Here is a 21,026-nt window from a genome sequence, read left to right on the forward strand (position 1 = left end):
GTCATAGGGGACGTTGGCCTCGGCCAGCAGCACGTTCATGTGGCCCGGCATCCGGCCGGCGACGGGGTGGATGGCGTACTTCACCTCCACGCCCTCCTCCTTCAGCTTGTCGGCCATTTCGCGTAGCGCATGCTGAGCCTGGGAGACGGCCATGCCGTAGCCCGGGACGATGATCACCTTGCTGGCGTTCTTCATGATGAAGGCCGCGTCCTCGGCGGAGCCCCGCTTCACCGGCCGGGTCTCGACCTTGGCGTCGCTGGCCGCGGCGCTGTCGTCGGCCCCGAAGCCGCCCAGGATCACCGAGACGAAGCTGCGGTTCATGGCCTTGCACATGATGTAGCTGAGGATCGCGCCCGACGAGCCGACCAGCGCCCCGGTGATGATCAGCGTCACGTTCTCCAGCGTGAAGCCCAGGGCCGCCGCGGCCCAGCCGGAGTAGGAGTTCAGCATGGACACCACGACGGGCATGTCGGCGCCGCCGATGGGGATGATCAGGGTGATCCCGACCAGCAGAGCGAGCGCGAAGATGCCCCAGAAGGCCCAGATCGCCTGGCCGCCGCTCATCACCAGCACCACGATCAGAGCGACGATGGCCAGGGCGATGACGATGTTCAGCAGGTGGCGGGCGGGCAGCAGGATGGGCGCGCCGCTCATGTTGCCGTTCAGCTTGGCGAAGGCGATCACCGAGCCGGTGAAGGTCACCGCCCCGATGGCCAGGCCTAGGCTGAGCTCGATCAGCGAGTTGAGGTGGACGGTCCCATCCTCGCCCATGATGCCGTAGGCGGCGGGCGTGTAGATGGCGGCCACGGCCACCAGGCAGGCGGCCATGCCCACTAGGCTGTGGAAGGCCGCGACCAGCTGCGGCATGGAGGTCATGGCCACCTTGCGGGCGATCACCGCGCCGACCGTGCCGCCGATGGCCACCCCGCCCAGGATCAGGCCGAGGGTGAGGGTGTCCAGAGCGCCTTGGCCCCACAGGGTCAGCATCGCCGTGCCGACGGCGATGGCCATGCCGATCATGCCGTTGCGGTTGCCCGCCTGGCTGGTGGTGGGGCTGGAGAGGCCCCGCAGGGCCAGGATGAACAGGATGCCCGAGACGATATAGGCGATGGCCGCGATATTGGCGTTCATGGGCCTATTTCGCCTTCTTCTTGTACATGGCCAGCATGCGCCGGACGACGAGGAAGCCGCCGAAGATGTTCACCGCGGCGAAGGCCGCGGCGACTGCGCCGGCGCCCTTGGAGATCATGATGCTGCCGGTGAGCGCCCCGCCGTCGGGGCTGTGGGCGGCGGCGGCCAGCAGGGCGCCGACGATGATCACCGAGGAGATGGCGTTGGTCACCGCCATCAGCGGCGTGTGCAGGGCCGGCGTCACGCTCCAGACCACGTAGTAGCCGACGAAGATCGCCAGGACGAAGATCGCCAGGCGGAAGACGGTGGGATCGACGGTGTCCATCACTTGATCGCCTTCTGATATTGCCTGCCGATCACCTCAGACATGTCGGCGGTCATGGGCATGGGCAGGCAGCAAGCCATGTTCGCCGCTATGAGGGGCATGGCTTGGAAGAACCGATCGCGCCAACGGGTCTTGGGCGCCTCGACGGGCTCCGTGACCTGCGGGCGCCTGACGCGGTGAAGGGGAAAGACGATGACATTCATGATGTGAGCTCAGGTCGCGTGATCTTGCCGCCCTGGGTGACGAGGGCGGCCTTGAGGATCTCGTCCTCGTAGTCGGGGGCGAAGGCGCCGTCCTTGTCGAGGAAGAGGCCGGCGAAGGCCATCAGGTTGCGGGCGTAGAGCGCCGAGGCGTCGGCGGCCACGCGGCCCGGCAGGTTGGGAATGCCGAGGATCTTCGCCCCGTTGGCGGTGACCGCCACCTCGCCCAGCTTGGCGCCGACCACGTTGCCGCCCTGCTCGACGGCCAGGTCGACCAGGATCGAGCCGGGCTTCATGGTCGCCACCTGCTCGGCGCTGACCAGCTTGGGCGCCGGGCGGCCGGGGATGAGGGCCGTGGTGATGACGATGTCCTGCTTTGCGATGTGGCTCGAGACCAGTTCGGCCTGCTTGGCCTGGTACTCGGGGCTCATCTCCTTGGCGTAGCCGCCGGCGGTCTGGGCGTTCTTGAACTCCTCGTCTTCTACGGCGAGAAATTTGGCGCCCAGGCTCTCGACCTGTTCCTTGGTGGCGGGCCTAACGTCCGTGGCGGTGACCACCGCGCCGAGACGCCGGGCGGTGGCGATCGCCTGCAGGCCCGCGACGCCGACCCCCATGATGAACACCTTGGCCGCGGCCACGGTGCCCGCGGCGGTCATCATCATCGGGATGGCCTTGCCATAGGCCTCGGCGGCCTCGATCACGGCGCGGTAGCCGGCCAGGTTGGCCTGGGAGGACAAGACGTCCATCACCTGGGCCCGGGTGATCCGCGGCACGAACTCCATGGCGAAGGCCGTGGCGTTCTTTGCCGCCAGCGCCTGCAGAGCGTCCTTGTCCTGGTGCGGATTGAGAGTGGCGACGACGATGGCGCCGGCCTTCAGCGCGGCGATCTCCTCATCGACCGGCGCGCGGACCTTGAACAGGATGTCGGCCTTGCCGATCGCCTCCTTGGCGGTCTTGGCGAGCGTCGCGCCGGCGGCGGCGTAGTCGGCGTCCTGGAAAGAGGCGGTCGTTCCAGACCCGGCCTCGACCACCACGGAAAACCCGCTGGCGATCAGCTTCTTCACCGTCTCCGGAGTGGCGGCCACGCGCGTCTCGGCGGCGCGGCGTTCCTTGGTGACGGCTATCGTTGGAGCCCTGTGCACTGGTTTCATTCTCAACTCGGCTCCCGGACCTCAGCTCCCTGCTGCGTAGGCCAATGCGGGCCGCGCCGCCTCAAGGCCGGAGATCATATTTAATCGAAATCACATGGCAAGTTCAATTAATTGAAGGCAGTCACGACACCGTCGATTGGTTCTGGCTATCGCAGCTCGCGGCCTCGACACCCGCTGCGGTGCGACGAAGCCCGCCGGGCGCAAAGCGGCCGCGATGGACGGTGTCGGCGAGCCAGGTTTCGATTCGGCGATCTTGCCTGAGGAGCCCATACAGGCCGTCTACGAGCACCGAGTGCACCGCGGTCGCGAGCGTGGGGGCATGAAGCCAACTCGCTGCCGGGGCGGTCGGCCAATCCGCGGTTTCGATTTTTTCTCCAGCGACGCCTGAGCCGCCGATCAGGGCGCGTGGCAGCCGCGTGGTTGCGATATGGGTGCAGAGCTGCGGCCAGCTACTCCCCGGCAGGGCCAGAAATCCCAACAATCCATTGATATTATTGAGGCAATTGGCGCATCCGACACGATTCGGACATGTGACCTTTGCCTTCGCAGAGGCGCAACTACGCCCGAAAACGCCTCGATTGGCTGAATTCAGACGGCCTTAGCTGTAGCGCTAGGAGCCCAAAACCCCCGACCTAAACCCCGACCTAACTGCAATTCTAGGTCGGGGCGGCCCCCGGAACAGCCTGCAGACCACTGTTTTTATTGAAGAAATTGGCGCGCCCGGAACGATTCGAACGTCCGACCCTCAGATTCGTAGTCTGATGCTCTATCCAGCTGAGCTACGGGCGCGCACCTGCCTTGCGGCGAGGGCGCGGAACCTAGTCCGGGCGGCGGCGAAGCGCAAGCCAGGGACGATGGGAAATTTCAGAGGTCACTTTGACGGCAGGTCGCGCCAGGTCGGGACCTCGGTTCCAGGCCAGGGCGTGGCGGCGTAGACGGCCCTCGCCACGGCCCGGGCCAGGGCGTCGGCGGCGAGGGCGCCGATGCGGGCGATGGCGAAGTCGGCGTCCTGCGGCAGGGGGCGACGCGCCGTCGAGAGCGCGAAGACCACGTCGCCGTCGAAGGGGGCGTGGATGGGACGGATGGCCCGGGCCAGGCCGTCCTGGGCCATGACCGCCACCCGCTTGGCCTGGGCGGGGGTGAGCGCCACGTCGGTGGCGACGCAGGCGATGGTGGTGTTCATCCGCGCGCCGGGGTCGGCCTTGGCCAGGCCCCAGTCGTCGGGCGCGGCGCGCAGACCCGCGGGTCCAAGGCCGCCGAACTCCTCGCCGATCTCATAGGGCGCGGCCCAGAATGTCCGCCCGCCCGGGGCGACCACGGAGCCGAACGAATTGACGGCGACCAGGGCGCCCACCGTGATCCCGTCGGCGGCGATCAGCGAGGCCGAGCCGGTCCCGCCCTTCAGACCGCCGGCCATGGCGCCGTAGCCCGCCCCGGTCGTGCCGAGGTCGAAGTCGAGGCCGGCGCTCACCACCGCCTCGCGGCCCAACCGGCGATAGGGCGGGTCCTCGCTCCAGGCCTTGTCGCCGCCATTGGTCAGGTCATAGAGGATGGCCGCGGGAACGACCGGCGACTTCGGCACGTCTGGCCGGACCACCAGCCCATAGCCGCGGCCCTGGGCTCCCAGCCAGGCGGCCACCCCGTCGGCGGCGGCCAGGCCATAGACCGAGCCTCCCGACAGCACGATAGCGTCGACGGCCTCGACAAGGTTCTCAGGGTTGAGCGCGTCGGTCTCCCGCGTGCCCGGCCCGCCGCCGCGCACGTCGCAGGCGGTCACGGCGCGGTCGTCGGGCAGGATGACGCTGACCCCGGTGCGGACGGCGGCGTCATGGGCCTGGCCGACCCTCAAACCCGCCACATCGGTGATCAGGTTGCGCGATCCGGGGGCTGCGGCGGCTGTTTCGCTCATGAAGAACCGAAAGCACGGCTTGGCGTTTGTTGTCCACGCGCGCCGACGTCTATGGTGTCGCTTTCCTCCCCCCGCCTTTGCATGTGGTCCTTCGTGTTTCAGCTCAATCGTCTCGCCGGCCTGGCGCTCGCCCTGTCGGTGTCGGCCTGCGCCGCCATTCCCCAGCAAGCCGCCACGCCCGCGACCGGCCCCAAGGTCATGGTCGCCGCGGCCAATCCACACGCGGTCGAAGCCGGACTGAACGTGCTACGCCAGGGCGGCTCGGCGGTGGACGCCGCGGTGGCCGTCCAGGCGGTGCTGGGCCTGGTGGAGCCGCAGAGCTCGGGCCTGGGGGGCGGCGCATTCCTCACCTACTACGACGCCAGGACCCGCAAGGTGACGGCCTTCAACGGCCGCGAGACCGCCCCGGCCGGGGCAACGCCCGAGCTGTTCCTGGACGATGCGGGCAAGCCGATCGGCTTCCGTGACGCGGTGATCTCCGGTCGGGCGACCGGTACGCCGGGCGCGGTGGCGATGCTGGCCATGGCCCAGTCGGCGCACGGCAAGCTGGCCTGGAACCAACTGTTCGCCGACGCCGAGCGCCTGGCCGACCAGGGCTTCGTGGTCAGCCCCCGCCTGGCCGGCATGATCGCGGGCCCCTTCCCCCAGACCACGACCCCCGACGCCAAGGCCTATTTCAGCAAGTCCGACGGCGAGAAATACAAGGCCGGCGACGTCCTGAAGAACCCGGCCTACGCCGACACGGTGCGCAGGATCGCCGCCGAAGGCCCGAAGGCCATCCTGGAGGGCTCGATCGCCGAGGCCATCGTCGCCAAGGTGGCCGAGGGCCCGCGACCGGGGACGCTCAGCCTCACCGATCTCAAGACCTATAGGCCCGAGACCGATCCCGCCGTCTGCCGCCCCTACCGCGTCTACGTGGTCTGCGTGCCCGCGCCGCCGTCCAGCGGGGCGGCGCTGCTGGAGGCGCTCGGCATCCTGGAACGAACCGACATCGCCTCGCGCGGCCCGACCGATCCCCAGGCCTGGTATCTGTTGGCCCAGGCCAGCCGGCTGATGTACGCCGACCGTGATCGCTATTTCGGCGATCCCGCTTTCGTCGAGGTTCCCCTGGAGGGCCTGCTGGAGCCTGGCTATGTGAGCGACCGCGCCAAGCTGATCGGCGAGACGGCCGGGCCCGCCCCGGCCCCCGGCAAGCCGCGCGGCGCGGGCGTGCGCGCGCCCGACGCCACCCGCGAGCCGGCCGGCACCTCGCATTTCGTGATCGTCGACGCGGCCGGCAACGTCGTCTCCATGACCACCACGGTGGAGAGCATCTTCGGCACGGGGCGGATGGTCGGCGGCTTCTTCCTCAACAACCAGCTCACCGACTTCTCGTTCTCGCCGGCCAACCCCGACAAGACCCCGGCGGCCAACGCCGTGGCGGCGGGCAAGCGACCGCGCTCGTCCATGGCGCCAACCGTGGTCCTGGATCGTCAGGGGCGCTTCGTGGCGGCCATCGGCTCGCCGGGCGGCAACTCGATCCTGGCCTACAATCTGAAGGCCCTGGTGGGCGTTCTGGACTGGAAGATGCCGATCCAGGCGGCCTTCGACCTGCCCAACCTGATCGCCCGCGGCGACAGCTACGCCTCGGAGCCCGCCAAGTACGCGCCGGGCGTGGTCGAAGCCCTGGCGGCCAAGGGCGTGAAGTTCACCGGCTTCGGCGGCGAGGGCTCGGGCCTGCACGGGGTGGTGATGACACCGAACGGCCTGGAAGGCGCCGCCGATCCCCGCCGCGAGGGCGTGGCCAAGGGGTTCTAGACTTCAGAGCTCGGCGCGCGGCGCCTCTTGGCGGCCGCCAGGCGCGGCGGGGCGCCCGGCAGGCGCAGTTCGAACACTGAGCCCTCCGGCCCCGTCTGGGCCAGGGAGAGGTCTCCGCCGTGGCCGACCGCCAACTCCCGGGCGATGGCGAGCCCGAGGCCCGCCCCGCCCGCCCGGGTCGAGCCGGCGAAGGGTTGGAACAATCGCTCGCGGGCGCGTTCCGAGACGCCGGGCCCGTTGTCGGCCAAGGAGATCAGGCTCGCCCCGTCCTCCTGCGCCAGGGAGACCTGCACCTGGCCGGGCGCCGTGCGGCCTTCCTGCTGCTCGACGGCTTCTCGGGCGTTACGCAGCAGGTTGACCAGGATCCGGTGCAGCTGGTCAGGATCGGCGACAACCTGATCGGCGGGATCGACCCCCGTGACCAGCCGCATCCGCTCGGAAAACCGCGCCTCCTCGGCGGCGATCTCCAGGGCCGGCGCCAGCAGCATGGGCCGGGCGTCGGGCGCGGCTTCCTGGGTCTTGCCGTAGGTGAGCACGTCGGAGGCCAGGGTCACGGCGCGGTCCAGCGCCCGTTCCAGGCGCGGCAGGGCTTGGGTGACCTTGGGGTCCTTCAGCGCCGCCAGCCGCTCGGACGCGATCTGAGCGCTGGTCAGCATGTTGCGCAGATCGTGGTTGATCTTGGCCACCGCCTCGCCCAGGGCCGCCAGCCGGGCGCGGGAGGCCAGCGCCGTGTGCAGTTCACCCTGCATCCGGCCCAGCTCCACCTCGGCGCGGCCGATCTCGTCGCGGCGACCGGAGGGCGCGATGCGGGCCGCGGCGTCCTCGGGATCGGCGGCGAAGCGCTCCATCGAGCGGGTGATCCGCTGCATGGGCCGCACCAGGAAGAAGTTCAGCGACAGATAGACCAGGCCGCCGGCGAAGGCCGAGACGAAGGCCATGACCGCCAGCAGCCGCCACAGATAGCGCTTCAGCTCGGCCTTCAGGGCCGCGTCCGGGGCGACCACCTCGATGAACTGGGCGTCGTAGAAGCGCGGCTCGGCGATCACCCGGACCATGCGGCCCTCGCCGCCGCCGGACAGGGTCTGGAACGGCGCCGACAACCAGGACCCCAGCGCCCGGTCGCGCAGGTCCACGAGGTAGGGCGTGCGCGCCAGGCGCGGTCCCGGCACCTTCAGGAAGCGGTTGCCGTCATTGTCGAGGATGGCGACGGTCTGCACACCTGCGCCCGCGCGCAGCTTGGAAGCCAGGGCCTCGCTCATCACCTGGTCGGGGTCGACATCGGTGGCCAGGGAGGCCAGTTCGGCGGCCCGGACCCGGTCCAGCAGCCACTGCTCCTCGAACGCCGCCAGGGCCGGGGGCACGGCCATGGCGCCGGCGCCCGCCACGAACAGGATGGTGAGGATCAGCAGACGCGCCGAGAGTCCGCCCGGCCAGAAGAAGCGGCGCCCGGGCGACCTGATGGGCGGCTGGGGAATGGGGGCGTCCGCCATGACGACTCCCCCGTTACTTCACTGAGAACGGTTCGGCAACGAAACGCGCCCGGCGCGGGAGCGAAGCTTAACCGGCGCCGACCGCTTGGGCGACCGATGCGTAGCCGTCGGCGCGCAGGCGCGCGGCCAGATCGCGCTTGATCCGCGTGACCAGGCCCGGCCCCTCGAACACCATCGCGGAATAGAGCTGCACCGCCTGGGCGCCTGCCCGGATCCTGGCGTAGGCGTCGACCCCCGAGCCGATTCCCCCGGCTCCGATCAAGGCGAGGCGGCCTGCGGCGGCCTGCCGGAACCGCGCCAGCATGTGCGTCGAAAGGTCCGTCAACGGCGCGCCCGAGAGCCCCCCCGCCTCCCCGGCGTGGCGCGAGGCGAGCGGCGGCCGGGTGATGGTGGTGTTGGAGACGATGATCCCCGCCAGGCCGTTGGCGACCACGGTCTCGACGATGGCCTCGACCTCGCCGTCCTCGAGATCGGGCGCGACCTTCAGGAACATCGGGACAAGGCCTTCAGCCGGCAGGCTGTCGCGGGTGGCGGCGAGGCGGCCCAGCAGCTCCTCCAGCGCCGCCTTGGTCTGCAGGGCGCGCAGGCCCGGCGTGTTGGGCGAGGAGATGTTGATGGTGAAATAGGAGGCCAGGCCCCAGAGCCGCGTCAAGCCGGTGACATAGTCGCCGATGCGGTCCTCGGCGTCCTTATTGGCCCCGATATTGGCGCCGACAATGCCCGGTCCGCGTCGCGCCAGGCGCGCGGCGAAGGGCTCCAGCCCCTGGTTGTTGAAGCCCATGCGATTGATCACCGCCCGGTCTTCGCTGAGCCGGAACAGGCGCGGACGCGGATTGCCGGCCTGGGGAAGCGGGGTGACCGTGCCGCACTCCACGAAACCGAAGCCGGCCCGCAGCATGGGACCGAACACCTGGGCGTTCTTGTCGAAGCCGGGCGCCAGGCCGATGCAGTTGGGTAGGGCGAGCCCGGCGACCTCAGTCGCCAGGATCGGATCGTCGCGGCCGGCGCGGGGACCCAGCCCCGCCTGCAGGGCGCGGATGGTGAGGCCGTGGGCGTCCTCGGGATCGAGCACGTGCAGAACGCGGGCGGCGACGTCGTGAAGGATCACGCCAGGACTCCCAGCGTCGGAAGCCCGTCGGCGTCCAGCGGCGCCTCAGTCACGGCCAGGACCCGCGAGACGGCCAGGGAGCTATAGAGATGGGGAAAAAGGTCGCCGCCGCGGGAGGGCTCCCAGCGCAGGGCCTCGCCCAGGTCGTCGGCCTCGAGTTCCAGGACCACGAGGTCGGGCTGGCCGGCGAAATAGCGCCGGGCGGTCTCCGCCGCCTGGACGCCCGTGGAGAAGTGGATGAAGCCATCGGCCAGATCGACCGCCGAGCCCGCGAACAGGCCCGTCGCCTCGGCCTCCGCCCACTCGGCGCGGGTCAGGATCTTGTAGATTCGGCCCACGCTCAGTCCTTGGGGAAGAAGAGGCCGTCATAGGACGGGCGGCCCACCGCATCGAACAGGAACACCGCCGCCGCCGAGGGTGGGAAGGCGCCATGGGCGCGGGCGATCAGGGTCTGGGGCGCCGAGCCTTCGGCCAGAAGGCGGATGACCAGGTCCTGCAGGCCCGGATTGTGGCCGACGATCATCACCGTGCCCGAGGTCTCGCCCGCCGCCTCGGCCAGCTCCCGAACGGTGGATTCCTCGGCGTGATAGAGCGAGCGCTCCACCCGGAAGGCGGCCCTGGGGAAGGCGGGCGCGGCCGCGGTCCAGGTTTCCCGGGTCCGCGCCGAGGGCGAGACCAGCACCAGGTCCGGGACCAGGCCGAGGTCCGCCAGGCGCTCGGCCATGGCGGCCGATTCGACGGCGCCGCGATCGTCGAGCCGGCGGTCGAAGTCGTCGCCGCTCGCGGAGTCGCGCTCGGCCTTGCCGTGCCGCAAGAGGATAAGCCGGTCCATGAACGCTTCGCCGCGCCCCCCTACTTGCGAACGCCCCCAGACGCGTCGCCCACAAAAGTCTCATAGCGGCGTCTTCGCCCGACGCGAAGCGGTTGACAGCGATTGAGCGAAACGGTCTTCAAGGCCCCGATGACCGCTGTTGCGATCCCGACAGGTGAGACCGGCGGCGGGACGCACCGTTTTCCCGCCGACAAGCCGTTGCGCCTGGACAGCGGCGCCCTGCTGACCCCGCTGGAGATCGGCTACAAGACCTACGGCGTCCTGAACGCCGACAAGTCCAACGCCGTCCTGGTCTGCCACGCGCTCACCGGCGACCAGCACGCGGCCTCGGTCCATCCGGTGACGGGCAAGCCGGGCTGGTGGGATCGAGTGATCGGCCGCGGCCTGCCGCTCGACCCGGAGCGCTATTTCATCATCAGCACCAATGTGGTGGGCGGCTGCATGGGCTCGACGGGGCCCGGCTCCATCGATCCCACCACCGGCAAGCCCTATGCCCTGACCTTCCCGATGATCACCATCGCCGACATGGTCCGCGCCCAGGCCATGCTGGTGGAGGCGCTGGGCATTGAGACCCTGTTCGCGGTGGTCGGCGGCTCCATGGGCGGGATGCAGGTCCTGCAATGGGCGGCGGACTATCCGGACCGGCTCTATTCGGCCATCTGCATCGCCGCGGCCGCGCGCCATTCGGCCCAGAACATCGCCTTTCATGAGGTCGGCCGCCAGGCGATCATGGCTGATCCCGACTGGCGCGGCGGTTCCTACCAGGTCGAGGGCGTGCGCCCGGAGAAGGGCTTGGCCGTGGCCCGCATGGCCGCCCACATCACCTATCTCTCGGAGACCGCCCTGCAACGGAAGTTCGGCCGCGAGCTGCAGCGCGACGGCCTCTCCTGGGGCTTCGACGCCGACTTCCAGGTGGAGAGCTACCTGCGCCATCAGGGGGCCAGCTTCGTCGACCGCTTCGACGCCAACTCCTATCTCTACATCACCCGGGCGCTGGACTATTTCGACCTGGCCGGGAACCACGGCGGCGTGCTGGCCGAGGCCTTCCGCCGGGCCCGCGCCGTGCGGTTCTGCGTGCTGTCGTTCTCCTCGGACTGGCTCTATTCCACCGCCGAGAGCCGCGACATCGTCCGCGCCCTGAACGCCGCCGGCTGCCGGGCGAGCTTCGCCGAGATCGAGACCGACAAGGGCCACGACGCCTTCTTCCTCGACGAACCGGCCCTGGATTCGGCCCTGCGCGGTTTCCTGGACTCCAACGCCGAGAAGCGGGGCCTGGCGTGAGCGGTCCCTTGCGCGACGACTTCCGCGAAATCCTGCGGCTGGTGCGCCCCGACGCCCGGGTGCTGGACGTGGGCTGCGGCGAGGGCGAGCTGCTGGAGCTGCTGACCCGTGAGAAGAACGTCGACGGCCAGGGGCTGGAGCTGTCGTCCGAGGGCGTCGGCGCCTGCCTGGCGCGCGGCTTGGCGGTCGTACAGGGCGACGCCGACCGCGACCTCGACCACTTCCCGACCAAGGCCTTCGACTACGCCATCCTGTCCAAGACCCTGCAGCAGGTCCGCGATCCCAAGCACGTGCTCTCCGAGCTGCTGCGGATCGCCGAGCGGGCGGTGGTCTCGGTGCCGAACTTCGGCCACTGGCGGGTGCGGATGGCCCTGATCACCACGGGGCGGATGCCGGAGACCAAGGCCCTGCCCGAGCCCTGGTGGTCGACCCCGAACATCCACCTCTGCACCCTGCGCGACTTCACCTCGCTGTGCGCGGACCTCAATCTGCGGATCGACGCCTGCGTGTCCTTGGCGCCGGGCAAGCCGCCCCGCCAGATCGACGCCGCGCGGCCCATCGAGAACTGGCGGGCCGAGACCGCCCTCTTCCTGCTCAGCCGCAAGGCCGAGCCGGAGCCCGCGCCGGCTCGGCCGGCGAAATCGGATCTGTTCGGCTAGACGAGGCTAGAGCAGCCAGGCCGGCGCGGGGCGGCCGGACGCGGCGCGCAGGCTGATCAGGGCCATGCCGCCCTCGAACAGGCAGTAGGCGGCCACGAACAGCACCGGGGTCTCGACCAGGGCCATCGGGTCGGCGATCACCAGCAGGACGGCCAGCGACAAACAGCCGCAGGCCCCGACGAAGGCGACTTTCGAACGCCAGAGCGGGGGGCGTCCCGCGGTCCGTCTCGCGAGGCTCACCAGCACCGCGGCCACCGCCAAGAGTCCCCCGACCAAGAGCGTCATATCCAAGTCCTTATACTAGAATAGGAATCTGGCGACCACGCGGCCGTCATAAGCTTCGTAATCGTCTCGCAATTCGCCCCCGGCCTCGACCGCGAAGTCGAAATATTCGGCCTGGCCGCGAAGGGCCAAGCGCAGAACCGGTCCGCCGCCGGAAAGTTCCGGCGCGGCGAGACTGAAGGAGGGGCCTCCGGCGACGAAGCGGGCGGTCGTGACATCCACCCCGTCGCCGGAGACCTGGCGCCAGCCAGCCGTCACTTCCGGGACCCAGACGAAGGCGCTCTCCTCGCCCAGACGCGCCCCGAAGGTGACGCCCGCAAAGGCGCCAAGCTGTGAACTCGAACGTTTGTCGATGGCCAGATCCATCGCCGCGCCGCCGCCGCTTTCGGTGCGGCTGTCTTCCTTCAGCAGGAAGTAGTCGGCGCTGACCTGGGGCTTGGCGAAGAAGGCGCCGGCCTCGAACAGGTAGCTGGCGTTGGCGTGGACCGCGAAGGTCGCGCCGTTCCAGTCGGACTCCGTGGTCCGTGACAGGCTGGAGGCCGCGTCGGACAGCACCCGCTTGCTCTTCAGCCGGGCATAGCCGCCGGTCGCGCCCAGGTTGGCCGTCAGGCCGCCCGCCGTGTCGCGCCAATAGACCCCGGCAGAATAGACCTGGCCGCCCAGGGTCTCGGCGGTGTTGGAACCCTCATCCTCGACATCGACATTCACGAAGCTGGTCATCAGGCCAAGGGTCCCGACCGTGGTGTCGGGCGCCTCGATCCCGCCGGCCAGGCCGAAGCCGTCGGCCTCGTAGCTGGAGGTGCGATCGACGTCGCGCTTGACCAGGAAGGCGATCTCCTGGGTCCACAGCCGCAGGCCGTCGCGCGACATCATCGGCTGCTCTTCCTCGATCGCCCGGTTGGCGGCGTCGGAGGCGGTCGACAGCACATTGAACAGGCCGCCGGAATAGTCGGGCAGGAACTGGTCGTAGAGGCCGGCGAACGTCCCTTCGTCGGTCTTGGCCAGCAGGGCGTCGCGGACGCCCGTGTCACGGTCGAAATTGGCGAACACCGCCTCATAGGCCGAAGCCTCCGCCGCGTTCAGCCCGGCCTCGGTCGCCGTGCGGCGGCGAACGTCGGCGAAGATGGTGTTCTGGGCCGCATCGACCCGCAGGTCGGTCTTGTAGAGCCAGGGCGTGGAGCCGAGCAGGCTCTGATCCAGGGTTCCCGTGGTGAGCGCGCCGGCCTTGATCAGCGTGAAGCTGGCGGGCGCGGTCAGCTTGGTGGCGAACCGCAGGCCGAGCTTGGCGCCGGTGGCCACATTGGCCGCCCCCGACACGTTGAGCGTGGTCGACTTGCCGCCCACCGGATCGGCGGTCAGCACCAGTTCGCCGGCGGCGCCCAGGCTCAGGCTGGTGAGGTTCAGGGTGTCGGTGTTGGTGGCGGTCAGCCGGCCCTTGACGATATTCATGGTCAGGCCGCCGCCGGCGTCGGTCAGGGCGCCCGTCATCTTGGCCCCGCCGTCGATCACCAGGGTGTCGGCGCCCGAGCCGAAAGCCACCTTGCCGTTCAACACCCCGGCCAGCAGCTCCAGCCGAGCCGCGCCCGAGCCGAACAGCACGTCGCCGGTGATGGTGGGGGTGATCGTGGTCGTGGCGTTGGCGCCCTGGCGCACCGTGACGCCCGCCGTATTGGCCCGCAGGTCCAGGGCTGTCGTGCTGCCGGTCACCGCCGCGGTGTCGGTGGGGGTGATGGTCGCGGAGATGGTGTGGATGTTCTCGATCAGCCGCAGGGAGCCGGCCGAGTCTAGGACCGCCGTGGCCGCCCCCTTGGTCCCGGTGATCGCCGCGGCGATCGTGCCCGAATTGCCGAGATAGCCAGCCGATGCGCCGGCGTCGATCTGGATGGCGCGGACGTCGGCGGCGTCGGTCGCGCTGGCCGTGGCCTTGATCGTCCCGCCCTCGTTGCGGATCAGCGGCGTGGTCGCGCCGGCGCCCAGGCGCAGGGCCGTCGCGTTGGCCTTGGCGGTGGCTGCGGTCACCGAGCCCGAGACCCGAACGCCGCCGTCGATGGTGACCTTGCCGCCCAGGCCGCCGAGCTGGATCGCCGTGGAGGCCGCGCCGTCATAGACGCCTGCACTCTGCACCGTGCCCTTGATGTTGAGGCCGTAGGCGTTGACGCCCGTCCCGCCCAGACCCAGGCGGATGTCGTGGCCGGCGACGTCGCCGGCCAGGATCGCCGGGGCCGTGCCGATCGAGCTGATCGTGCCCGTGGTCTCCGAGGCGTCGGCGATCCCGTCGTCATCCTCATCGGTGTCGTTGGTGTCCAGGTCCGCCGGGGGCGCATCGACCACGATGCCGCCGAACACATCGCCGCGCACCCGCACCGCCGGCCCGCCGATCAGCAGGTCGTCGGCGTCCAGCTTGGCCAGGGCCGCGTCGGCTGGGCGACTGGTGTAGCGATAGCCGGTGGCGGTGATGGTGTTTCCCAGCACCAGCTTGCCGCCGACCCCCTGGTCGACCGCGACGCCCACGGCGTCCTTGCCCTGCACCAGGACCGACGAGAGGATCGCCACGTCGCCGCCCACCGTGCCGGTGGTGTGGACGCCGTAGATCCGGTCGCCGCTGACGGTGATGGCGCCCGCGGTGCGCACCGAGCCGTCGATGGCGGTCTCCACCGAGATTCCCGCCGAATCATTGCCCTCCACGGCGATGGAGCCGCCGCTCATGACGATGCTGCCGTGGAAGGGCTGCGCGCCGGTGACGCGCACGCCGAACCGCCGATTGCCGGTGGCGAACGGGCCGTCGTTGTCGCCGTCGGAGTCGGTGTCCTTGATCTCCGTGGTCTCGTCGACCTGGATGGAGCCCGAGATCTTCACTTCGGCGGTGGTTCCGCCCTGCACCAGTATGCCGGTGGCGTCGTCAGCGTTCTGGATGACGATCGAGCCCTCGTGGGTGACGGCGTGGTTGCTGTTCAGGGTGATCGCCGTGCCCGAGCCGAGCTTGATGGACCCGGCGCTCGTCACCTTGACGCTGTCGGGGGAACCGCTTGCCGCGGTAGCCGTCGTGATCGCGGTGGTCCGCTCAGTGGCGATCGTCGTTTCGGCGTGAGCCGCGCCCGCCAGCAGGCACAGGGGAGACGCGGCGGCGAGCAGGACGTGGCGAAGGGGCATGGAGTCTCCGGGAAGGTGGCGGGCGCCCCCGGAACCATGTTATGGCTACGACAAGGCGTTATACGTGGCGTAGAAATACGTTTCGTAATTACTGTACATAGCCTGCCCGGACGTTGCAAGATGGCTGAGCGGGCCGTCGGCGCCCGCGGTGATGGAGTTGAGACAGATGCCAAGAAGCGCGGTGGATCCGGCGCGGGCTGCGGCGACCAAGAGCCTACGCCAGGAGGCGGGGCGCTGGTTGAAGGCCGCGCGCGAAGCCGCGGGCCTGACCCAGGCCGAACTCGCCGTGCGGGTGGGCCTGCGATACTACACCTTCGTCTCCCAGGTGGAGAGCGGCCTCGGCCGCGTGCCCATCGAGACCCAGGGCGCCTGGGCCGAGGCGGTCGGCCTTGATCCCGCCGAATTTGCCCGCACCTTGCTGCGCTATTACGAGCCGGAACTCTTCCGGCTTCTGTTCGGGGATGCGGCCCAGGATGCGCCCAGCGCGCGCCTGGCCAATCGGGCTTAGGGAACTGCGGGTGTCATGACCAACGTCGTGCCGTTCACATCGCGCGCCAGCGCAGGCGGCGGGTGGACCGCTTCCGAACGCGAACGGCTGGCGGACCTGGCCGACCGGCTTTCGGCGGGTGGCGGCAAGGTCGAGGCCGTCTACGGCGTCAGCGACGACGGCGATCCCTGGTGCGTGATCAAGGACGAGAATGAAGAGGTCCTGGTCCACATCGCCCGGATCGACGGCCAGTTCGTGATCCACGACGCCGCCGCCGACGCGATCCAGGAGGGCGACACCCTGTGGAGCGCCTGTGACCGCCTGCTGGGTCCCGACTGGCGCGAGCATCGCGGCGATGTCGTGGTCTCGCTCAGCGGACGCCACGCCCAGCTCGTCGTGGCCCTGGTGATGGCCGCCACCTTCATCCACGAGGTCGACCACGCCGAGGCTGCGACCATGCCCGGCACGCCGACGGCGCCCACTGCCCTGGGCGCCGCCGCGGCCCTGGCGCCGCTGGCCGCCCAGGCCCAGACCGCCGACGACTTGCGCCACGAACTGCTGGGCGCCCAGGACAACGCCGAGAAAGTCACCACCCAGCCCGCCGACCTGGAGCCGGCCCCGGCCGCGCCCGAGGAACCCCCGCCCCTCGCCGCGGTCGAATCCCCGGCGCTGGCGACCAGCCTGGAGGACCCCGGACGGCTGGATAGCCCCGCCGCGCCCCAGGAAGATGTCCAGGTGCTGCGCGGCGGCGGCGGCGCCGACACCCTGCAGGGCGGCGAGGGCCGCGACGAGATTTTCGGCGGGGCCGGCGACGACAGCCTAAACGGCGGCGGCGGCGCCGACACCCTGCACGGCGGCGAGGGAAACGACACCCTGCAAGGCGGCGGCGCGGGTCCCGGCGAGTTCGACGTCCTTGACGGCGGAGCGGGCGACGACCAGATCGCCCTGGCCTCCGACGCCGTGGCCACCGGCGGCGCGGGGGCCGACACCTTCGTCTTCTCCGGCCAGGCCAATGCCGAGGGCCTGCTGGGCGTGGTGACGGACTTCTCCCAGGGCCAGGGCGACCGCATCGCCTTCAGCGGCGGACGGACCTACACCGTGGTGGGCGAGCACCAGGAAGCCAACATCCTGGGCGGCCTGAACGGCTTCTTCGGCGCCACCGCGACCTCGCCCCTGCCCGGCCTGCGGGTCGATGTCGACCTGAACGGCGACGGCGTCGCCGACGGCTACCTGATGCTGGGCCGGCCCGGCGGATCGGCGCCCCCCGAGGAGGCCAAGCCCGCCGAGGGCGGCTGGCACGGCGAACTCTCGACCTCCAGCCTCTATGCGGCCCCGCCGCCCCCCGGCGACTTCACCGGATAGACCCCCAGGCGTCGCCGGACGAATTGACCCCCGTTCCAATCGCCGACTAGGTTGCCGACCGAGGGCCGATCAAGCGGCCGCCGGTTTCGCACGCCCCAGGCCGACCCATGATCCACGCCGCCAAGGCCCTCGCTTGCGGGCTGATCCTGTCCCTCGGCCTAAGCCTTTCCGCCGCCCACGCGAGGCCGCCCGTCGCTACCGGCTCTGGCGGCGCGGCCGCAACGATCAGCGAACAGGCGTCGCGCTCGGCGATGATCATCCTGAACAAGGGCGGCAACGCCATCGACGCCGCCGTGGCCGCCGCGGCCACGCTGGGCGTCACCGACCCCTTCAGCTGTGGGATCGGCGGCGGTGGTTTCATGGTCATCTACCTCGCCAAGGAAAATCGCGTGATCACCATCGATCACCGCGAAGTGGCTCCAGCGGCCTTCACGCCGGCTATGTTCCAGGCGAACGGCGCGCCGATCGACTTCGACGTGGCGGTCGCCAGCGGCGCGTCCGTGGGCGTGCCGGGCACGGTGCGCGGCTGGCACGAGGCCCTGGAACGCTACGGCTCCATGTCGTTCGATCAGGTCCTCGCCCCGGCCATCGAGGTCGCGACCGCGGGCTTTCAGGTCACGCCGACGTTCAATCGGCTGGTGGCGGAAAATGAGGCGAAGTTTCAGAACTTCTCGACGACCAGCGCTCTGTATCTGAGGAACGGCAGCGCGATTCCGGCGGGCGTCATCCTACGCAATCCCGATCTCGCCAGGGCCTATGGCGCAATCGCCGCCGATGGTCTCGACGCGTTCTACCGGGGCCCGATGGCGCAAGCGATCGTCGACGCGGTCAACCGTCCGCCCCTCGCCGCCGGCAAGTCCGTCCGCCCTGGATCGATGACGCTGGCCGATCTCGCCAACTATGAAGCGCGCATCCGCCGGCCGGTGCACAGCACCTATCGCGGCTATGATCTGTACGGCATGGCCCTGCCCAGCAGCGGCGGCGTAACCGTCGCCGAGGCGCTGAATATCCTCGAGAACTTCGACCTGAAGTCCATGGACCGCGCCGTTGCGGAGCATGTCTACCTGGAAGCGAGCCGTCTGGCCTTTGCAGACCGCAGCGCCTATCTGGCCGATCCCGAATATGTGGACGCGCCGGTCCAGGGCCTGCTCTCCAAGGCCTATGCCAAGCAGCGCGCCACCCTCATCGATCCGCGCTCGGCGGCGAGCGATGTCGCCCCCGGCGACCCCTATGCGTTCCAGAGCGACCAGAGCATCCCGCTGCGCCCGCCGGGCGCGCGACGGCCCCTGGAAGGCGCGCACACGACCCACCTGACCGTGTCCGACAAGGACGGAAACGTGGTCGCCTACACCTTCACCATCGAATCCTGGGGCGGCAGCGGCATCGTGGTGCCGGGCTACGGCTTCCTGCTGAACAACGAAATGACGGACTTCGACTTCACAGGTCCTCGGCCGAACGTGCCGGAGGCCGGCAAGCGGCCCCGCTCCAGCATGGCCCCGACGATCGCGCTCAAGGACGGCAAACCGGCCTTCACAATCGGCAGCCCGGGCGGCGCGACCATCATCACCACGGTGCTCCAGTCCATCGTCAACTATGTCGACCTGGGCATGTCCATGGATCAGGCGATCGACGCGCCGCGCTTGAGCGAGCGCAATGGGACGGCGACCTCGGTCGAGCCGGGTTTCGTCGATGGGCCACAGGCGAGGGCTCTGGAGCAGTTCGGCCACAGATGGGGGGACAGGCCGGAGGAAATCGGCGCGGCCAGCGCCATCGTGTTCCATCCGGACGGCGGCGTCACGGCGGTGAGCGAAGGCAAGCGCCACGGCGTCGGCACGGCCCTGGTGCAGCGCCCGGCGCGTTGACCCCTACCCCGCGATGGCCGCGGCGTCGCGGTCGCCGGTGCGGATGCGCAGGGCCTGTTCCAGATCGAGGACGAAGATCTTGCCGTCGCCGATCTTGCCGGTGTTGGCGGTGCGGGCCACCGCCTCCATCACCGTCTCGAGGATGTCGGTGGGGACGGCGATCTCCAGTTTCACCTTGGGCAGAAGCTTCACCTCGTATTCGGCGCCGCGATAGACCTCGGTCTTACCCCGCTGGCGCCCGTAGCCGCGGACCTCGGTGACGGTAAGTCCCGAGGCCCCAGCCTCCGTGACGGCCTCGAGGACCGCATCAAGACGGCTGGGCTTGATAACCGCGACGATCATTTTCATGGCGCTGCTCCGCGAAGCGACTGTCTTTCGAAGCTAGGGCGCCGCGCGGCAGGCTCCAAGGGCTGAGCTAAACGTCCCGAGCAGGCGCCCGAGAAGCAGGCGCCCGGTTGGCCGGCAGGGGCGTCAGGCCGGGGCGCGCCACCCGCGCCCGCACCCGGGCCGGCTTGGCCTTGACGGCGAAGGTCTGCTTGACCGCCTCGGTGAGCACCAGGCCCGCGAAGCCCGGCCACAACCGTGAGCCCGCCTGCTCGAAGGCCTCGGCCCAGCCGGCCATCCAGGGGATCGGCGGCACATAGAGCGCCCGGGTCCAGCCCGTGGGCTCCAGTTCGGCCTCGCGCAGGAGGTCGGCGAGCTGGCTGCGGGTATAGGGGCGGCCGTGGCCGAACGGGGTCTTCTCGGCATTGGCCCACAGGCCGTTGCGCGCGGCGGTGACCACGATCACCCGGCCCGACGGCGCCAGCACCCGCCAGACCTCGCGCATCAGGGCGAGCGGATCGGGGCTCTCCTCAAGCGCGTGGACCGCCAGGATGCGGTCGAAGAAGGCGTTGGGGAACGGCAGGCCGTCCTCGTCGGTCAGGCAGGCCAGGTTGGCGCCGTCCGCCGGCCAGATCTCGACGCCCTGCTGGGCGGGCATGGCGGCCACCACCCGGCGCGCGGCGACCCGAATGCCGCCCAGGAATGGGATGGCGTAGCCCAGGCCCAGCAGGTCCAGGCCCTGGGCGTCGTCCCAGGTCTCCAGCACCTTGCGGCCCACCATCTCGCGCGCCGCGCGGCCCAGCGGCGTGGCGTAGAATTCGCGCAGTTCCAGGACGTCGCGGCGCATGGGGCCTATGCTCGACTTGCGGGTCGTCCGACCCTAAATGCCTGGGACCCGTACACGAAGTCTTTCGAGAGGCCGTCATGACGATCACCGTGCATCAATTCCCCTGCCTCTCGGACAACTACGGCTTCCTGGTGCGCGACGACGCCACGGGCCTGGCCGCCTGCATCGACACCCCCGACGCCGCCGCCATCCTGCGCGAGCTGGACAAGGTGGGCTGGAAGCTCGACCTGATCCTCAACACCCACTGGCATCCCGACCACGCCGGCGGCAACGCAGACATCGTGGCGGCCACCGGGGCGACCGTGGTGGGGCCCAGGGAAGTCGAGCGGATCGGCAAGGCGCCCGACCGTGAGGTGTCCCACGGCGACGTGATCAAGCTGGGCGAGACCGCGTTCCAGGTGCTGGATTCCGGCGGCCACACCCTGGGCCACATCGCCTATTTCGACTTGGCCGACCACGTGGCCTTCGTCGGCGACACCCTGTTCGCGCTCGGCTGCGGGCGGCTGTTCGAGGGCACGCCGCAGCAGATGTGGGCCAGCCTGCAGCGCCTCGCCGACCTGCCCGACGACACCAAGGTCTACTGCGCCCACGAATACACCGCCTCCAACGCCCGCTTCGCGCTCTCGGTGGACGACGATCCGGCGCTGAAGGCCCGGGCCGCCGAGATCTTCGCCGCCCGCGAACGCGGTGAATGGACCGTGCCCACCACCATCGGTCTGGAGAAGGCCACCAACCCCTTCCTGCGCGCGCCGCTGCTGCGTCCCGGCGTGCCCGAGCATGAGGCTTTCGCCGCCGTCCGCGCCGCCAAGGACAGCTTCAAGGGGTGACC

Annotated in this window: 21 protein-coding genes and 1 tRNA gene; 7 read left to right on the top strand and 15 right to left on the bottom strand. The window is 70.0% G+C overall.

Annotated elements, in window-relative coordinates:
* The 7 genes from V6M51_RS20140 to V6M51_RS20170 all read right to left on the bottom strand — a co-directional run.
* Positions 1 to 1,131, bottom strand: a 1,131-nt coding sequence (locus V6M51_RS20140; protein WP_332770032.1) for an NAD(P)(+) transhydrogenase (Re/Si-specific) subunit beta, incomplete at its 3' end; no start/stop codon positions are given.
* Positions 1,132 to 1,135: 4 nt separating this feature from the next.
* Positions 1,136 to 1,456 carry a proton-translocating transhydrogenase family protein gene (locus V6M51_RS20145; protein ID WP_332770033.1) on the bottom strand — a complete coding sequence of 107 codons (321 nt, stop codon included), beginning with the start codon at positions 1,454 to 1,456 and terminating at the stop codon, positions 1,136 to 1,138.
* The gene (locus V6M51_RS20150) at positions 1,456 to 1,659 is read right to left on the bottom strand and encodes a hypothetical protein (RefSeq protein ID WP_332770034.1); all 204 of its coding nucleotides are present in this window, start codon (positions 1,657 to 1,659) and stop codon (positions 1,456 to 1,458) included. Before V6M51_RS20150 ends, V6M51_RS20145 begins: the two co-directional genes overlap by 1 nt.
* Positions 1,656 to 2,807, bottom strand: coding sequence for a Re/Si-specific NAD(P)(+) transhydrogenase subunit alpha (locus V6M51_RS20155; RefSeq protein WP_332770035.1), 1,152 nt, complete (start codon positions 2,805 to 2,807; stop codon positions 1,656 to 1,658). Before V6M51_RS20155 ends, V6M51_RS20150 begins: the two co-directional genes overlap by 4 nt.
* A 121-nt stretch (positions 2,808 to 2,928) precedes the next feature.
* Entirely contained in the window at positions 2,929 to 3,285 is a 357-nt protein-coding gene (locus tag V6M51_RS20160) for a hypothetical protein (protein WP_332770036.1), read from the bottom strand.
* Positions 3,286 to 3,519: 234 nt separating this feature from the next.
* Positions 3,520 to 3,596, bottom strand: a tRNA-Arg gene (locus V6M51_RS20165).
* Between the two features lie 82 nt (positions 3,597 to 3,678).
* The gene (locus tag V6M51_RS20170) at positions 3,679 to 4,716 is read right to left on the bottom strand and encodes a P1 family peptidase (RefSeq protein WP_332770037.1); all 1,038 of its coding nucleotides are present in this window, start codon (positions 4,714 to 4,716) and stop codon (positions 3,679 to 3,681) included.
* Between the two features lie 81 nt (positions 4,717 to 4,797).
* Between V6M51_RS20170 and ggt (V6M51_RS20175) the strand changes: the two genes are divergently transcribed.
* Positions 4,798 to 6,513 (top strand): gamma-glutamyltransferase, encoded by a 1,716-nt coding sequence (gene ggt, locus V6M51_RS20175; RefSeq protein ID WP_442957870.1) that lies wholly within the window; start codon positions 4,798 to 4,800, stop codon positions 6,511 to 6,513.
* On the opposite strand, the gene V6M51_RS20180 is transcribed toward ggt (V6M51_RS20175), so the two are convergent.
* From V6M51_RS20180 to V6M51_RS20195, 4 genes are all read right to left on the bottom strand, one after another.
* Positions 6,510 to 8,003, bottom strand: coding sequence for a sensor histidine kinase (locus V6M51_RS20180; protein ID WP_332770039.1), 1,494 nt, complete (start codon positions 8,001 to 8,003; stop codon positions 6,510 to 6,512). The genes ggt (V6M51_RS20175) and V6M51_RS20180 overlap by 4 nt on opposite strands.
* A gap of 67 nt (positions 8,004 to 8,070) precedes the next feature.
* A complete protein-coding gene (locus V6M51_RS20185; RefSeq protein ID WP_332770040.1) occupies positions 8,071 to 9,111 on the bottom strand; it encodes a quinone-dependent dihydroorotate dehydrogenase in 1,041 nt (346 codons plus the stop codon).
* The gene (locus tag V6M51_RS20190; RefSeq protein WP_332770041.1) at positions 9,108 to 9,449 is read right to left on the bottom strand and encodes a DUF952 domain-containing protein; all 342 of its coding nucleotides are present in this window, start codon (positions 9,447 to 9,449) and stop codon (positions 9,108 to 9,110) included. Before V6M51_RS20190 ends, V6M51_RS20185 begins: the two co-directional genes overlap by 4 nt.
* 2 nt (positions 9,450 to 9,451) lie before the next feature.
* Positions 9,452 to 9,943, bottom strand: coding sequence for a SixA phosphatase family protein (locus tag V6M51_RS20195; RefSeq protein ID WP_332770042.1), 492 nt, complete (start codon positions 9,941 to 9,943; stop codon positions 9,452 to 9,454).
* A 129-nt stretch (positions 9,944 to 10,072) separates the two neighbouring features.
* Between V6M51_RS20195 and metX the strand changes: the two genes are divergently transcribed.
* Both metX and metW read left to right on the top strand, forming a co-directional pair.
* The gene (gene metX, locus V6M51_RS20200) at positions 10,073 to 11,224 is read left to right on the top strand and encodes a homoserine O-acetyltransferase MetX (RefSeq protein WP_332770043.1); all 1,152 of its coding nucleotides are present in this window, start codon (positions 10,073 to 10,075) and stop codon (positions 11,222 to 11,224) included.
* The gene (metW, locus tag V6M51_RS20205; RefSeq protein WP_332770044.1) at positions 11,221 to 11,883 is read left to right on the top strand and encodes a methionine biosynthesis protein MetW; all 663 of its coding nucleotides are present in this window, start codon (positions 11,221 to 11,223) and stop codon (positions 11,881 to 11,883) included. The genes metX and metW overlap by 4 nt, the downstream gene beginning before the upstream one ends.
* Before the next feature lie 6 nt (positions 11,884 to 11,889).
* Here the strand turns inward: metW and V6M51_RS20210 are convergent, their stop codons facing one another.
* Positions 11,890 to 12,168 carry a hypothetical protein gene (locus V6M51_RS20210; RefSeq protein WP_332770045.1) on the bottom strand — a complete coding sequence of 93 codons (279 nt, stop codon included), beginning with the start codon at positions 12,166 to 12,168 and terminating at the stop codon, positions 11,890 to 11,892.
* Between the two features lie 15 nt (positions 12,169 to 12,183).
* Entirely contained in the window at positions 12,184 to 15,315 is a 3,132-nt protein-coding gene (locus tag V6M51_RS20215; RefSeq protein ID WP_332770046.1) for an autotransporter outer membrane beta-barrel domain-containing protein, read from the bottom strand.
* A 166-nt stretch (positions 15,316 to 15,481) separates the two neighbouring features.
* On the opposite strand from V6M51_RS20215, the gene V6M51_RS20220 reads away from it, so the two are divergent.
* From V6M51_RS20220 to ggt (V6M51_RS20230), 3 genes are all read left to right on the top strand, one after another.
* A complete protein-coding gene (locus tag V6M51_RS20220) occupies positions 15,482 to 15,823 on the top strand; it encodes a helix-turn-helix domain-containing protein (protein WP_332770047.1) in 342 nt (113 codons plus the stop codon).
* 15 nt (positions 15,824 to 15,838) lie between these two features.
* Positions 15,839 to 17,164, top strand: coding sequence for a calcium-binding protein (locus tag V6M51_RS20225; RefSeq protein WP_332770048.1), 1,326 nt, complete (start codon positions 15,839 to 15,841; stop codon positions 17,162 to 17,164).
* 107 nt (positions 17,165 to 17,271) lie between these two features.
* Entirely contained in the window at positions 17,272 to 19,026 is a 1,755-nt protein-coding gene (gene ggt, locus V6M51_RS20230) for a gamma-glutamyltransferase (RefSeq protein WP_332770049.1), read from the top strand.
* A gap of 3 nt (positions 19,027 to 19,029) precedes the next feature.
* On the opposite strand, the gene V6M51_RS20235 is transcribed toward ggt (V6M51_RS20230), so the two are convergent.
* Both V6M51_RS20235 and V6M51_RS20240 read right to left on the bottom strand, forming a co-directional pair.
* Complete coding sequence (locus tag V6M51_RS20235) at positions 19,030 to 19,374, bottom strand: P-II family nitrogen regulator (protein WP_305677019.1); 345 nt, start codon at positions 19,372 to 19,374, stop codon at positions 19,030 to 19,032.
* Positions 19,375 to 19,441: 67 nt separating this feature from the next.
* Positions 19,442 to 20,197, bottom strand: a complete 756-nt coding sequence (locus V6M51_RS20240; protein ID WP_332770050.1) for a class I SAM-dependent methyltransferase — start codon at positions 20,195 to 20,197, stop codon at positions 19,442 to 19,444.
* Between the two features lie 77 nt (positions 20,198 to 20,274).
* Here V6M51_RS20240 and gloB point away from each other — a divergent pair, with 77 nt between their 5' ends.
* Positions 20,275 to 21,024, top strand: coding sequence for a hydroxyacylglutathione hydrolase (gene gloB / locus V6M51_RS20245; protein ID WP_332770051.1), 750 nt, complete (start codon positions 20,275 to 20,277; stop codon positions 21,022 to 21,024).
* The last annotated feature ends 2 nt before the right edge of the window (positions 21,025 to 21,026 follow it).

It is taken from the genome of Phenylobacterium sp., from assembly GCF_036677185.1.
In the GTDB taxonomy this organism is placed as follows: domain Bacteria; phylum Pseudomonadota; class Alphaproteobacteria; order Caulobacterales; family Caulobacteraceae; genus Phenylobacterium.